This is a genomic window from Streptomyces sp. NPDC085937 (genome assembly GCF_044540535.1).
Taxonomy (GTDB): domain Bacteria; phylum Actinomycetota; class Actinomycetes; order Streptomycetales; family Streptomycetaceae; genus Streptomyces.
Genome location: NZ_JBITSH010000001.1, coordinates 195084 through 209263 on the forward strand (window position 1 = coordinate 195084; position 14180 = coordinate 209263).

Below are 14180 nucleotides of genomic sequence, written 5' to 3' on the forward strand. Positions count from 1 at the left end.
CCGGACACCACGCCCTCCCCGGCCGGCGGTCTCACCCTGCGAACCGCCGGTTGGGGAGCTCCACCTCGGCCGCCATCATGTGGGCCATGCACAGGCCGCCGCCCCGTCTCCGCACCCCCGAGTGGTTCACGGCCGACGGGTCGGTCCTGAACGTCGCCCTCGTCTATCCGATGCGAGGGCCCGCAGGCATCTTCGGGCCCACCTGCGCGTCCTGCGCGCGGCTCGCCGCCGAGGAGGTCAACCGGGCCGGCGGTGTGCTCGGCAGGGAACTGCGGCTGGTGGAGGTCGACGGGGGCGCCGGTCCCCGGCAGGTCGCCGACGAGGTCGAGGCCCTCGTCGCCACCGGCGCCGTGCACGGGGTCACCGGCTGGCACATCTCCTCCGTACGGCAGGCCGTCGCCCCGCGGATCGCGCACCGTGTGCCGTACGTCTACACCGCCCTGTACGAGGGCGGCGAGCGCACCGACGGGGTCTACCTCGCCGGCGAGACGCCCTCCTGGCAGCTGCTCCCGGCGATGCGGCTGCTCGCCGAGGAGCGGGGCGTGCGCCGCTGGTTCGTCGTCGGCAACGACTACGTCTGGCCCCGGCACACCGCCCGCGCCGCCAGGCGGTACGCCCGCGGCAGCCGGGGGCGCGTCTGCGGAGAGGCGTATCTTCCGCTCGGCACCGACGAGTTCGCCGGGCTGCTGCGGCGCATCGAGCGCGCCGACGCCGACGGCGTGATCGTGCTCCTGGTCGGCAGTGACGCCGTCCGCTTCAACCGCGCGTTCGCCGCCGCCGGACTCGACCGGCGCTGTCTGCGGCTGTCCACCCTCATGGACGAGAACATGCTCCTCGCCGGCGGCCCCGAGGCCACCGTCGACCTCTACAGCACGGCCGGGTACTTCGCCTCGCTCGCCGACCGCAACACCCTCGACTTCCACGGACGCCACGCCGCCCGCTTCGGCGTCGACGCGCCCGTGCCCGGCAGCCTCGGCGAGTCCTGCTACGAGGGCGTGCTGCTGCTCGCCGCGCTCGTCGAGCGGGCCCGCACCCTCGACGTGTCCGCCATCGGCGCGACCGCCGGCGACGTCCGCTACGAAGGACCGCGCGGGCTGCTCGGCCTCGACGGACGGCATGTGCGCCAGCGCATCTATCTCGCGCGGGCGGACGGGCTGGACTTCACCGTCCTCGCCCAACTGCGCGCCCCTCACGAACTGTCGTGATCCCGTCCGACGCCTCCTCCCACGCGTCGCCGAGCCGGGCCAGCAGGGTCCGCAGCGCGTCCTCGTCCTCCGGGGCCAAGGGCTCCGCCTCCGCCCACTGCGCCCGCACCGCGCGCGACACCCGCTGCCAGCGCTCCAGGCCCCGCGGGGTGAGCTGCGCCAGGACACGGCGCCGGTCCGCCGGGTCGATGCGGCGGAACACCAGGTTGTCGTCGACGAGCTGGTCGACCAGCTTCGTCAGCGTCGGCGCCGGCAGGAACGTGTGGTCGGCGACGGCGGTCATGTGGTGTCCCGCGCCGTCGGAGAGCAGGCCGAGCACCCGCCACGCCTCCACGGAACAGCCGAACTCGTCGAGCACGGACCGGATCCGCTCCACCGAGAGGCGCTCGGCCCGCGTCAGCAGATGAAGCAGTTCCTCGGGCCGCCGGGGCCGCCTCGCCATCGCACTCCTCAGCATGCGTCCGGGGTACGCCCCCGCCCTGGGGACGCGTCGAGCGTACCTGCCAACCGCGCCTCCGTTACAGGGCATTGACACGAACTGATCCTTTCCCGGGGAAGCAATAAAGGCGCGCCGAAAAGCCGTTGGATACGGTTCGTCAATTGCGCCGAAACGCCGGGGAAACAGTTCCGCCCCAGGCTGTGGACGCACTTCGGCGACCGGCCCGGAGGGTCCCCCCACTCCGTCCCCACTTCCCTCAATCGCCCTTCTGGGCAAGGAGGTTCCGCATGTCCGGCCTCGGCATCAGCAGGCGCGGTCTTCTGACCGGTCTCTCCGTCCTCGGTACCTCCGCCGCTCTCGGCGCATGCGGCGCCAAGACCGGGAGCGACACGTCCTCCGCCTCCGGCGCGAAAGCCGACACCTCCGGTGACAGCGTGAAAGTGGGCCTGCTGAATTCGCTGTCCGGCACCATGGCCATCAGCGAGGTGACCGTGCACAACGCGCTTCTTCTCGCCGTCAAGGAGATCAACGCCGCCGGCGGTGTCCTGGGCAAGAAACTCGACCCGGTCAGCCAGGACGGCGCCTCCGACTGGCCCACCTTCGCCGAGAAGGCGCAGACCCTGATCACGGACTCCAAGGTCGTCGTCACCTTCGGCTGCTGGACCTCCGCCAGCCGCAAGGCCGTCAAACCGGTCTTCGAGCGGAACAGGTCGCTGCTGTTCTACCCCGTGCAGTACGAGGGCCTGGAGCAGTCCCCGTACATCTTCTACGTGGGCGCCACCACCAACCAGCAGATCGTGCCCGGCCTGGACTACCTCAAGAAGCAGGGGCTGACGAGGCTCTACCTGGTCGGCAGCGACTACGTCTTCCCGCGCACCGCCAACAAGGAGATCCGGGCCTACGCGAAGGCCAACGGCATGGAGGTGGTCGGCGAGGACTACGCCCCCCTCGGCTCCACCGAGTTCAGCACCATCGTGAACAAGGTCAAGGGCGCCGGCGCGGACGCCGTGTTCAACACCCTCAACGGCGACAGCAACGTGGCCTTCTTCAAGGAGTACAAGTCCGCCGGGCTCACCGCGAAGAGCCTGCCGGTGCTGTCGGTGTCGATCGCCGAGGAGGAGGTCAAGAGCATCGGCACCCAGTACCTGGAGGGCCAGCTGACCGCCTGGAACTACTACCAGACCACTCCCGGCGCCGCGAACGAGAAGTTCGTGCGGGCGTACCAGGCCGCGTACGGCAAGGACAAGCCGACCTCGGACCCGATGGAGGCCGCGTACATCTCCGTCCACCTGTGGAAGGCGATGGTCGAGAAGGCGGGCTCGTTCGACGTGGCCGAGGTGAAGGCCGCCGCGGACGGCATCACGTTCGACGCCCCCGAGGGCACCGTCATCGTCGACGGCGCCACCCAGCACGTCCACAAGACGGCCCGCATCGGCAAGGTCGGCGCGGACGGTCTGATCACCGAGGTGTGGAACTCGGGCAAGCCGATCAAGCCGGACCCGTACCTCAAGGGCTACTCCTGGGCGGCCGGCCTCTCCTGAGCCCGTACGGCCCCTCGCGGCGGGACCCGGCCCCCTCACCGGCCGGGTCCGCCCCGCGCGCCCGCACTCCCCGTCCCCGACCCGGAGCCGCCTCATGACGGTCGTCCTCAACCAGTCCTTCACCGGTATCAGCATCGGTGCCGTCCTGCTGCTCATCGCCCTCGGACTCACCCTGACCTTCGGGCAGATGGGCGTCATCAACATGGCGCACGGCGAGTTCATCATGGCCGGCGCCTACACCACGTACGTCCTTCAGCAGTCCGTCAGCGGCGCGGGCGTCTCCCTGCTCGTCGCCCTGCCGCTGGCCTTCCTCGTCGCCGGGACCTTGGGCGCCCTCCTGGAGTGGCTGCTCATCCGGCGCCTCTACACCCGCCCGCTGGACACCCTGCTGGTCACCTGGGGCGTCTCCCTGATGCTCCAGCAGCTCGCCCGGGACGTCTTCGGCGCCCCCAACGTGCAGACCACGGCGCCGGACCTGCTCACCGGCAACATCTCCGTCGGCGGTGTCACCCTCGCCAACAACCGGCTGTTCATCCTCGGCCTCGCCCTGCTGTGCGTCCTCGCCCTCACGCTGATCCTGCGGCTCACCCCGCTCGGGCGCCGCATCCGGGCCGTCGTCCAGAACCGCGACCTCGCCGAGGTGTCCGGCATCGCCACCGGACGCGTCGACCGCACCACCTTCTTCATCGGCTCGGGCCTCGCGGGCGTGGCCGGCGTCGCGCTCACCCTGGTCGGCCCGATCGGCCCGACGATGGGCACCAACTACATCGTCGACGCCTTCCTGGTGGTGGTCGTCGGCGGCATCGCCCAGCTCAAGGGCAGCGTCATCACGGCCTTCGCGCTCGGCGTGCTCCAGTCGGTGCTGGAGTACTCGACGACCGTCAGCGTCGCCAAGGTCGTCGTGCTCGTGGCGATCGTCGTCTTCCTCCAGTGGCGGCCCCAGGGCCTGTACACCCTGCGCACCAGGAGCCTGGCATGACGACAACGACACCCCCCGTCGACAGGACGGCCACCGAACCGCCCGTCACGGAATCCCCGGCCCCGTTCCTGGCACGCGTCCGCGTCCCCGGCGCCTTCCTCCTCGGCGCCCTGCTCCTGCTCGGGGTCGCCCCGCTCGCCCTCTCCGACTTCCGCCTCAACCTCCTCGCCAAGTACCTGTGTTACGCGATCGTCGCGGTCGGGGTGAGTCTCGCCTGGGGCCGCGGCGGGCTGCTGGTCCTCGGCCAGGGCGTCTTCTTCGGGCTCGGCGGCTACGCCATGGCGATGCACCTGAAGCTCGCCGACGCCGCCGTCACCGGCCAGACCCTCCCCGACTTCATGCAGCTGTACGGCACCGGCGACGCGCTGCCCTGGTGGTGGGAGCCGTTCACGAACCCCGCCTTCGCCCTCGCCATGACCGTGCTGCTGCCGATGGCGGTGGCCGCGCTGCTCGGCTTCTTCGTGTTCCGCCGCCGGGTGAAGGGCGCCTACTTCGCGATCCTGAGCCAGGCGCTGGCCGCCGCGTTCGCCATCTGGCTCGTCGGCCAGCAGGCCACCACGGGCGGCACCAACGGCCTGACCGACATCCAGGGCTTCTTCGGCTACGACCTGGGCGACCCGGTCAACCAGCGGATGGTGTACTTCGTGGTCGCCGCCGTCCTGCTGCTGCTGATGGCCGCCGCCCGCCAGCTGTTCGTCAGCCGCTACGGCGAACTCCTCGTCGCCGTGCGGGACTCCGAGGAGCGGGTGCGCTTCCTCGGCTACGACCCCGCCAACGTCAAGCTGGTGGCGTACGTCGTCGCCGCCGGCATGGCGGGCCTCGCCGGCGCCCTCTTCGTGCCCGCCGTCGGCATCATCTCCCCGGCGCTGATCGGGATCGTGCCGTCCATCGGCTTCGTCATCGGCGCCGCGGTCGGCGGGCGGGCCAGCCTGACGGGCGCGGTGCTCGGCGCGGTCGCGGTGGCCTGGACGCAGAGCACGCTGTCGGACGCCTACCCCGCCGCGTGGACCTACCTCCAGGGCCTGCTCTTCGTGGTGGCGGTCGGCTTCCTGCCCGGCGGACTCGCCTCCCTGGTCACCGTCGTACGGCGGAAACGGCGCACCCCCATCACCACCCCGGGCACCGGAGGGACGGCATGAGCGGCGAGGGACTGACCGTACGCGGCCTGCGGGTGACGTTCGACGGGTTCACGGCCGTCGACGGCGTGGACCTGGACATCCGCCCGGGCGACCTGCGTTTCCTCATCGGACCGAACGGCGCCGGGAAGACCACCCTGGTCGACGCGGTCACCGGGCTGGTGAGGGCGAGCGGGTCGGTCCGCTTCGGCGGTGAGGAACTGCTGGGCAGGCCCGTGCACCGGATCGCCCGCCTCGGGATCGGCCGCACCTTCCAGACCGCCACGGTCTTCGAGGAGCTGACCGTCCTGCAGAACCTCGACATCGCCGCCGGCGCCGGGCGCGGCCCGCTGACCATGCTGCGGCGCCGCAAGGGTGTCCCCGAGGAGGTGACGCGGGCCCTGGAGACCACCGGGCTCACCGCCCTGCGGGACCGGCCGGCGGGCGTGCTCGCCCACGGCCAGAAGCAGTGGCTGGAGATCGGCATGCTGCTGGTCAAGGACGTGAAGCTGCTGCTGCTCGACGAGCCGGTCGCCGGAATGAGCCACGACGAGCGCGAGGCCACCGGAGAGCTGCTGCGGCGGGTCGGCGAGGAGCGCACGGTCGTCGTCATCGAGCACGACATGGACTTCATGCGCTCCTTCGCCCGCAGCGTGAGTGTGCTGCACGCGGGCAAGGTGCTCAGCGAGGGCTCGGTCACCGAGGTGCAGGCCGACGCCAAGGTGCAGGAGGTCTACCTGGGCCGCGCCTCCGAACCGGCACCCGACGCGGAACCCGCACCCGACGCGGAACCCGCACCCGTGCCCGGTCCCGCACCCGCGCCCGGCGCCGCACCCGGTCCCGTGCCGGCCGCCGTTCCCGTCGCCGAGGAGGCGTGACGCGCATGCTGCAGATCAACACCGTCCGGGCCGGCTACGACCGCACCACCGTGCTGCACGGCGTGACCGTCGAGGTGCCCAGGGACGGGGTCGCCGCCGTCCTCGGCCACAACGGCGCCGGGAAGAGCACCCTGCTGCGCGCGGTCATGGGGCTGATCGTGCCGACCGGCGGCACGGTGCTGCTGGACGGCGAGGACATCACCCGCCTCGCCCCGCACCGGCGGGTCGCCCGCGGCGTGGCGTACGTCCCGCAGGGCCAGCAGTCCTTCCCGCACCTCACCACCGCGGAGAACCTCCAGCTCGTCGCCGACGGACGCCCGGACGGCAAGGAGGCCGTCGCCGAGGCGCTGGACCTCTTCCCGGTGCTGCGGGAGCTGTCCGGCCGCCGCGCCGGCCTGCTCTCCGGCGGCCAGCGCCAGCAGCTCGCCATCGCCCGGGCGCTGATCACCCGGCCCCGGCTGCTGCTCCTGGACGAACCGACCGAGGGCATCCAGCCGTCCGTCGTCGCCGAGATCGAGGAGACGGTCCTCGCCCTGACCCGGCGGGGCGGTCTCTCCGTCCTCCTCGTCGAACAGCACGTCGGCTTCGCCATGCGGGCGGCGCAGCGCTACTACGTCCTGGAGGCCGGACGCGTCACCTCCTCGGGGGAGGGCGGTGCGGCGGCGGAAGGGACGGTGCGGGCCGCGCTGAGCGTGTGACGCGTCCGGGTGCGGGGGCTGCACACGGACGGGGTGTCGGTCGGCCGGGACGGGGCGTCCGCGCCGACGCCCCTGGAGGCAGACGGACGGCGGGGGACTCGCCCCTCAGTCACGGCCCCGCGCGTGCCGGAAGCGGGTGAGGGCGTCGGCGAGGTCGACGATCGGGGCCGGGTAGGCGAGCGCCGTACGGGCGTCCTCCGGCAACCGCCACGGTTCGTGGATCCGCCCGCCGGCGACGTCCGCGAGTTCCGGGACCCAGCGGCGCACGTACGCGCCGTCCGGGTCGAACCGCTTGGCCTGGACCGTGGGATTGAGGACCCGGTGGGGACGGGTGTCGGTGCCCGTGCCGGCGGCCCACTGCCAGTTGAGCTGGTTGTTGACGACGTCGCCGTCCACGAGCAGGTCCAGGAAGTGCCGGGCACCGATCCGCCAGTCGACGTACAGCGTCTTGCTGAGGAAACTCGCCGTCAGCAGACGCGCCCGGTTGTGCATCCAGCCCTCGTGACGCAGCTGGCGCATGGCCGCGTCGACGATCGGGTAGCCGGTCCGCCCGTCCCGCCACGCGGCGATGTCCTCGGCGGCGTCGTCCTCGCCGCGCCACCGGTCGTCGCGTGTGCGGTAGTCCCGCCAGGACGCCTCGGGCCGGGCCGCCAGCACCTGGTGGTGGAAGTCCCGCCAGCACAGCTGACGGACGAACGCCTCCGCGCCCGGACCTCCGAGCCCGCGCGCCCGGTGGATCGCCTCCGCCGGGGACAGCGCCCCGAAATGGAAGTACGGCGACAGCCGCGAGGTGGCGTCGCCCGCGAGGTCGTCGTGCCGTTCCTCGTAGGCGGCCATGCCCCCGGAGCGTGTCCACCGCGCGAGCCGGTCCCGGCCGGCCGTCTCCCCTCCCGCCGGCAGACCGGGGGAGGTGCCCGGCACGTCCGCGCGGCCGGGCAGCGGCTCACCGCGCACCCCGTCGGGCACGCGCACGGCGCGAGGGGCCGCGAGCGGCTCGCGGAGCCGCCGCTCCGACCAGCGGCGGGAGTACGGGGTGAACACGGCGAAGTGGTCCGAGCCGGCCGGGGTCACCGCACCCGGGGCGACGGCGGTGATCACCGTCTCGTGCACCCGCAGGGCCACGCCGGCGGTGCCGAGCTCCCGGCGCAGCCGCTCCTCACGGCGGTGGGCGTACGCGGTGACGCCCGCGGCCAGGTGCACCTCGGCGGCCCCGCACGCGGTGGCCACCGCGCGTACCTCCCGGACGACCGGCCCTGAGCGGACCACCAGCCGGCCGCCGCGGCGCCGCAGGCCGGCGTCGAGGTCGCCCAGGCAGTCGGCGAGGAAGGCCCGCCGGTTCGGCGCGTCGAAGCCGGCCGTGTGGATGCCGGGATCGAGCACGAACAACGGCACCACCTCGTCCGCCGACCGCAGCGCCGCGTGCAGCGGCGGATGGTCGCGCAGGCGCAGGTCCGCGGTGAACAGGACCACGGCGACGGTCACGGCGTCAGGCCGGGCGCCGGGCGCGTCACCCGTTCCCCCCGCCGCTGTCGTCCGGTCCGGCGCCGGGGCGGTCGGAGCGGTGGCGGGTGCCGGGCAGCATCTCCTGGACCTTGGCCTTCAGGCCCTGCCTCACCATGGAGCCGCGGTCGCTGTCGCCCTTGAGGATCGCGGTGGCCGCCGCCTCGATCTGGTCCAGGGACGCGTGCGGCGGGACGGGCGGCACCGCCGGGTCGGTGCGGAAGTCGATGACGAACGGCCGGTCCGCGGCGAGCGCCCGGTCCCAGGCGTCCTCGACCTGCTTCGGCTTCTCCACCCGCACCCCGTCCAGGCCCATGCTCCGGGCGAGGTCCGCGTAGGGGAGGTCCGGGATGTGCTGCGACTCCTCGAACTGCGGGGCGCCGGACATGGCGCGCATCTCCCACGTGACCTGGTTGAGGTCGCCGTTGTTCAGCACGGCGACGACCAGCCGCGGGTCGGACCACTCGCGGTAGTACTTCGCGGCCGTGACCATCTCCATCATCCCGTTCATCTGCATCGCCCCGTCCCCGACCAGGGCGACGGCCGGCCGGTCGGGATGGGCGAACTTCGCACCGATGCAGTACGGCACACCGGGGCCCATCGTGGCGAGGGTGCCGGACAGCGAGCCGCGCATCCGGCCGCGCAGGCGCAGGTGCCGGGCGTACCAGTTGGCGGCCGAACCGGAGTCGGCGGCGAGGATCACGTCGTCGGGCAGCCGGCCGTCCAGGGCGTGGACGACGTACTCCGGGTTGACCGGGTCGGCGCTGACGGCGGCGCGCCGCTGCATCACCTCCCACCAGCGGGCGACGTTCTTCTCGACCCCCTCCCGCCAGGTCCGGTCCTCCTTGCGGTGCAGGCGCGGCAGCAGCCGCCGCAGGGTCTCGCGGGCGTCGCCGACCAGGTTCACCTCGTTCGGGTAGCGCAGGCCGATCATGTGCGGGTCGATGTCGATCTGCACGGCCCGTGCCTGGTCCAGCTCCGGCAGGAACTGCGTGTACGGGAAGCTGGAGCCGATCATCAGCAGCGTGTCGCACCCCTGCATCAGCTCGTAGGAGGGGCGGGTGCCCAGCAGCCCGATGGAGCCGGTCACGTAGGGCAGGTCGTCGGGCAGGGCGTCCTTGCCGAGCAGCGCCTTGGCCACCCCGGCGCCCAGCACGTCCGCCAGCCGCTCGACCTCCTCGCGGGCGCCGCGCGCGCCCTGCCCGATCAGGACGGCGACCTTCTCACCCGCGTTCAGCACGTCGGCGGCCCGCTGCAGGTCCTCGTCCGCGGGGACCGGCGCCGACCGGCCGAGGCCCAGGCTGGAGGGCACCATCTTGAAGGCGTGCGTGGGCGGGCTGTAGTCCAGTTCCTGCACGTCACCGGGGAGGATGACCGCGGTGACCGTGCGGCGGGCGTAGGCGGTGCGGAACGCCCGGTCGATCAGGTTCGGCAGCTGCTCGGGGACCGTCGCCGTCTCGCAGAAGTCGGACGCCACGTCCTTGAACAGCGCGGCGAGGTCGACCTCCTGCTGGTAGGAGCCGCCCATCGCGCTGCGGTTGGTCTGCCCGACCAGCGCCACCACCGGCACGTGGTCCAGCTTGGCGTCGTACAGCCCGTTCAGCAGGTGGATGGCGCCGGGTCCCGAGGTCGCCGCGCACACGCCGGCCTTGCCGGAGAACTTGGCGTAGCCGACCGCCTGGAAGGCGGCCATCTCCTCGTGCCGTGCCTGCACGAACTTCGGCTTGTTGTCGGCGCGGCCCCAGGCGGCCAGCAGCCCGTTGATCCCGTCGCCCGCGTAGCCGAAGACGTGGTCGACATCCCAGTCGCGCAGGCGCTGGAGGATGAAGTCGGACACCTTCGTACTGGCCATGCGAGCTCCGTCTCTGCTCCCGCCGGCGGACGACCGTCCCCGGCGCCGGACGTGGGGGTGCGGCGCGGTCCCGGCGTGCGGGGTGCGCCACCGCGCGGGTAACCGAGCGGGTGGGCGGGAAACGTCGCCCGCGCCGGACGGGGTGCGTGACCCGGACCGGCGGGGTTACTCGTCCGGCATGACTGACACACGGCCACTCGCACTGATCACCGGCGCGTCCAGCGGCATCGGCCTCGAGCTGGCCCGGCAGTTCGCGTCGCACGGCTACGACCTCGTGGTCAACGCCGAGGACGACGAGCTGGAGTCCGCCGCCCGGGAGCTGCGGGAGTCGGGCGCGGAGGTGCGCGCGGTGCGCGCCGATCTGCGGACCGGCGAGGGACGGTTCCTGCTCCTGGACGCGCTCGACGGCCTGACGGTCGACGTCGCCGCGCTGAACGCCGGGGTCGGCCAGGGCGGCGCCTTCGTCGACACCGACCTCACCGACGACCAGGAGGTCATCGACCTCAACGTCACCGCGACCGTCCGGCTGGCCAAGCCGCTGCTGCGGGCGATGGTGGCGCGCGGCGAGGGGCGGCTCGCCTTCACCTCGTCCGTCGCCTCGCAGATGCCCGGCTCCTTCCAGCCGGTCTACAACGCGTCCAAATCGTTCGTGCAGTCCTTCGCCCAGGCGCTGGCGGAGGAGGTGAAGGACACGGGTGTGACCGTCACGTCCTTCATGCCGGGTCCGACGGAGACCGAGTTCTTCGACCGGGCGGACATGAGCGAGGACACCCGCATGGGCTCCATGAAGAAGGACGCCCCCGCGCAGGTGGCCGAGCAGGCGTTCGAGGCGATCGTGAAGGGTGAGAAGAAGGCCGTCACCGGGTCGCTGATGACCAAGGCACAGGGCCTGGCCGGGAAGGTACTGCCCGACGGGGTGAAGGCGGCGGCCCACCGGCGGATGGCCGAGCCGGGGACGGGGGACGGCGAGGGCTCCGGACAGAAGTGATCCGGGGACGCGTCCGGGCCGGGTGTTTCGGCGCGGGACCACGAGTCACCCGGTGAGCGGCAGGCCATCGAGGCGCAGGCGACGCAAGGAGGAAGCCGATGTCGAACCCGCAACAGCCCGAGCTGCGGCGCAGTGACAAGGGCGGGGCCACTCCGCAGGACAGCGAGGCCCGCAAGGCGTCCCAGCCCGGCCGGGGAGCCGGAGGCCACGCCCACGGCACCGACCGCGGCAACAAGGGCGGCGGCCGGGGCGGCGGCAAGCCCCCGGAGCAGCAGCCGGACCATCCGGCCTGAGAAGTCGTCGACCGAGGAGGGGCGCGCCGTGAGCCACGGCGCGCCCCTCGCGCGTGCCCGGGCACCGGAGAGCTGGACGCAGGCTGTGGGCCGTAGGCGCAAATGGATTATGTATGACATCTATCACGTGGACGGTGCGCGCGTGCCGGAGGCAGAATGACGGCGGTCGCTGTACGCCGTGCACACCCCCACGGCGTGCGGCGGACCCTTCACGGGGGCGACCTCCGCACCCCGGCACCGACAGCAGGAGAGCGCGACGATGGCATGGTCCGTCACCGGCAGTCCCGAACTGTTCCGGCGGGAGGCCGGCGCCTTCGTCTCCGCGCGGCCCGACCGGCACACGATGCTGTTGTCCGCGCTCGACTCGCTCGAACGCGCCCCGCTCGCCGGCGCCGGGACGGCCGCCCGCCTGGGCTGGTGGCGTGAGGCGTCCGACGCCCCGGTGACGGCCGCGTTCGTCGGGACGCCGCACCTCACGGTCGCCACCGCCCTCCCGCCGGACGCCGTGCGCGACCTGGCCCGGTCACTCCTCACCCACGCCCACCCGCACGCCGGGCTGATGAGCGACGAAGCGTCCGTGCGCGCCTTCGAGGAGGCCTGGGAGAAGGAGACGGGCGCGGCCCCGGGCGCCGGGCCCCGCCTGCGTCTGCACCGGCTGGACCGGCTCGCCCCGCCCGTCGACGCGCCGCCGGGAGCGGCACGCGTGGCGACCGGGGACGACCGGGCCCTGCTGCGCGCCTGGTGCGACCGCTTCGTCGCCGAGGCGGGATCGCTCGGCGCGGATCTGGACCGGTTCGTCGACGAGCGGATCGCCGAGGGCGGCTGGCGGATCTGGTCGGTCGACGGCGAGCCCGTCGCGACGGCCGCCACGACCACCGTCGTGGCCGCCACCGCCCGCATCACCCCGGTGTACGTGCCGCCCCCGCACCGTGGGCGCGGGTACGGCGCGGCGGTCACCATCGCCGTGTCCCGCGCCGCGCGCGACGCGGGCGCGGAGCACGTACTGCTGTTCACCGACCTGTCCAACCCGGTGAGCAACCGCCTCTACCTGCGCATCGGTTACCGGCCGGTGGCCGACTACCGCATCGTGACGCCGTAGGCGCTGACGAGAAGGACGACCAGCATGAACGACACCGTGCGCACGGACGCCGGACCGGACACCCGGCACGCCGGACTTCTGGACCGGGTGTACGCCAACTTCCGCCAGTACCTGACAGGCTGGGGAGAAGAGGTGCGGGCGACGGGCGTCACCGACCACTTCCGCAGCGGCCTCGCCCAGCCGCAGTTCAACGGGGTGGTCCGGCTGCGGCGACCGGCGGAGGCGGGGGAGGCGGTCACCGCAGCGGGCGAGGCGCTCGCGGGGGTGCCCTGGTGGTGGTGGGTGGGGGAGGACAGTCCCGTGGGCACGCGGGAGGCGCTCACCCGGCACGGCATGACCGAACTGGGGTCCCTCCCGGTGATGGCGCGCCCCCTCGACCGGCTCGGCCCCGCACCGCGCACACCGGAGGGCGTACGGATCGTTCCCGAGGCCGGGCCCGGCCTGCTCGCGGACGTGGTGCGCGTCTACAGCACGTCGATGGGCGCCGTCCCCGGTATCGAGCCCGACCTGGCGCGCATCGAGGCGCGGCGTGCCGACAACGGGGTCATCGACCGGCTGGCCGCACTCGACGAAGGGCGCGTGATCGGGACCGCCACGGTGATCTCGGCGTACGACGTGGCGGGGATCTTCCTCGTCCATGTCGCCGAGGAGTACCGCCGTCGCGGGATCGGCGCGGCCCTGACCGAGGCGGCCCTGCGCGCCGGGCGCGACCGCGGCATGCGCCACGCGGCCCTCGTCGCCAGTCCCGCGGGCGAACCGCTCTACCGGCGCCTGGAGTTCACCACGGTGTCCGGGTACCACCTGTTCGCGCCGCCCGCCCCCTGACGCAGTCCGTCCGCCAACTCCCCGCATCCCGGCGTCGGTTAGGCTGACTAGGGACGTTTCGCGGGGGTGGGCGGCACGGTGACGGTGACGGACGGCAGGGCGGTCGTGCCGCCGGTGGTTCCGGCGGCGCTCCGCGGACGGCTCGCGGCCGTGGCCGCGCTCGCCGCGCTGGTGGTCCTCGTGCTCGGCATGCGTTACGCCGGTGACGCCGGGCCCGGCCGGACGGACGCCCGGATCGGGGAGGCGGCGTACGGGGCCGGCGCCCCGTGGTGGCACATCGCCTCCGCGACGGACTTCCTCGGCGACCCGGCGGGCGCCCTGCTCCTGCTCGCGGCCGGCGTGACGGGCTGCCTGCTGCTGCGGTGGCAGCGCGCGGCCGTGCTGCTCGTCGCCGGCAGCGGTGCCGCCGTCGGCGTGACCAAACTGCTGAAGCCGCTGGCCGCCCGCACCATCAACGGCGACGACAACCTCGCCTTCCCCAGCGGCCACACCGCCTTCCTCACCGCGTTCGCCCTCACCGTCGCGCTGCTCGCGACGGGCCGGCTCGGCCTCGGGCCCACGGCCGGGACGGCGCTCGTACTGGGCGCCGCCTCGGCCGCCGGAGCCGCCATGGGATGGGCGCAGGTCGCCACCGGAGCGCACTACCCGACCGACACCGTCGGCGGCTGGGGCACCGCGCTCGCGGTGGTGCCGGTGGTGGCGTGGGCGGTCGACCGGACGGCCGACGCCTGCCGCCACCGGACCGGCTGACGGGACCTCACCCGACCC

General features: G+C 73.3%; 14 protein-coding genes. 11 read left to right on the forward strand and 3 right to left on the reverse strand.

Annotation, left to right across the window (positions count from 1 at the left end):
* Positions 1-86: 86 nt before the first annotated feature.
* Positions 87-1205 carry a substrate-binding domain-containing protein gene (locus ACIF8S_RS00810; protein ID WP_399996533.1) on the forward strand — a complete coding sequence of 373 codons (1119 nt, stop codon included), beginning with the start codon at positions 87-89 and terminating at the stop codon, positions 1203-1205.
* On the opposite strand, the gene ACIF8S_RS00815 is transcribed toward ACIF8S_RS00810, so the two are convergent.
* A complete protein-coding gene (locus ACIF8S_RS00815; RefSeq protein WP_399996534.1) occupies positions 1162-1647 on the reverse strand; it encodes a MarR family winged helix-turn-helix transcriptional regulator in 486 nt (161 codons plus the stop codon). The two genes, ACIF8S_RS00810 and ACIF8S_RS00815, sit on opposite strands and share 44 nt — an antisense overlap.
* A 284-nt stretch (positions 1648-1931) precedes the next feature.
* Here ACIF8S_RS00815 and urtA point away from each other — a divergent pair, with 284 nt between their 5' ends.
* The 5 genes from urtA to urtE all read left to right on the forward strand — a co-directional run bounded on the left by urtA (position 1932) and on the right by urtE (position 6855).
* Complete coding sequence (gene urtA, locus ACIF8S_RS00820; protein WP_399996535.1) at positions 1932-3185, forward strand: urea ABC transporter substrate-binding protein; 1254 nt, start codon at positions 1932-1934, stop codon at positions 3183-3185.
* 94 nt (positions 3186-3279) lie between these two features.
* Positions 3280-4164, forward strand: a complete 885-nt coding sequence (gene urtB, locus ACIF8S_RS00825; protein WP_399996536.1) for an urea ABC transporter permease subunit UrtB — start codon at positions 3280-3282, stop codon at positions 4162-4164.
* Positions 4161-5303 (forward strand): urea ABC transporter permease subunit UrtC, encoded by a 1143-nt coding sequence (gene urtC / locus ACIF8S_RS00830; protein ID WP_399996537.1) that lies wholly within the window; start codon positions 4161-4163, stop codon positions 5301-5303. Before urtB ends, urtC begins: the two co-directional genes overlap by 4 nt.
* Positions 5300-6157, forward strand: coding sequence for an urea ABC transporter ATP-binding protein UrtD (gene urtD, locus ACIF8S_RS00835; RefSeq protein ID WP_399996538.1), 858 nt, complete (start codon positions 5300-5302; stop codon positions 6155-6157). Before urtC ends, urtD begins: the two co-directional genes overlap by 4 nt.
* Positions 6158-6162: 5 nt before the next feature.
* Entirely contained in the window at positions 6163-6855 is a 693-nt protein-coding gene (urtE, locus tag ACIF8S_RS00840) for an urea ABC transporter ATP-binding subunit UrtE (RefSeq protein ID WP_399996539.1), read from the forward strand.
* A 105-nt stretch (positions 6856-6960) separates the two neighbouring features.
* Here urtE and ACIF8S_RS00845 read toward each other — a convergent pair whose 3' ends face one another.
* Together ACIF8S_RS00845 and ACIF8S_RS00850 are read right to left on the reverse strand one after the other, a co-directional pair.
* On the reverse strand, positions 6961-8337 hold the full coding sequence (locus tag ACIF8S_RS00845) for a cryptochrome/photolyase family protein (RefSeq protein WP_399996541.1): 1377 nt from the start codon (positions 8335-8337) through the stop codon (positions 6961-6963).
* A gap of 25 nt (positions 8338-8362) precedes the next feature.
* Positions 8363-10207, reverse strand: a complete 1845-nt coding sequence (locus ACIF8S_RS00850; RefSeq protein ID WP_399996542.1) for a thiamine pyrophosphate-requiring protein — start codon at positions 10205-10207, stop codon at positions 8363-8365.
* 178 nt (positions 10208-10385) lie between these two features.
* On the opposite strand from ACIF8S_RS00850, the gene ACIF8S_RS00855 reads away from it, so the two are divergent.
* The 5 genes from ACIF8S_RS00855 to ACIF8S_RS00875 all read left to right on the forward strand — a co-directional run bounded on the left by ACIF8S_RS00855 (position 10386) and on the right by ACIF8S_RS00875 (position 14162).
* Positions 10386-11195 (forward strand): SDR family NAD(P)-dependent oxidoreductase, encoded by an 810-nt coding sequence (locus ACIF8S_RS00855; protein WP_399996543.1) that lies wholly within the window; start codon positions 10386-10388, stop codon positions 11193-11195.
* A gap of 98 nt (positions 11196-11293) precedes the next feature.
* Positions 11294-11488, forward strand: coding sequence for a hypothetical protein (locus ACIF8S_RS00860; RefSeq protein ID WP_006133547.1), 195 nt, complete (start codon positions 11294-11296; stop codon positions 11486-11488).
* A gap of 259 nt (positions 11489-11747) precedes the next feature.
* Entirely contained in the window at positions 11748-12587 is an 840-nt protein-coding gene (locus tag ACIF8S_RS00865) for a GNAT family N-acetyltransferase (protein WP_399996544.1), read from the forward strand.
* 24 nt (positions 12588-12611) lie between these two features.
* Entirely contained in the window at positions 12612-13412 is an 801-nt protein-coding gene (locus ACIF8S_RS00870; protein WP_399996545.1) for a GNAT family N-acetyltransferase, read from the forward strand.
* Between the two features lie 78 nt (positions 13413-13490).
* The gene (locus ACIF8S_RS00875) at positions 13491-14162 is read left to right on the forward strand and encodes a phosphatase PAP2 family protein (RefSeq protein WP_399996546.1); all 672 of its coding nucleotides are present in this window, start codon (positions 13491-13493) and stop codon (positions 14160-14162) included.
* Positions 14163-14180 lie beyond the last annotated feature (18 nt).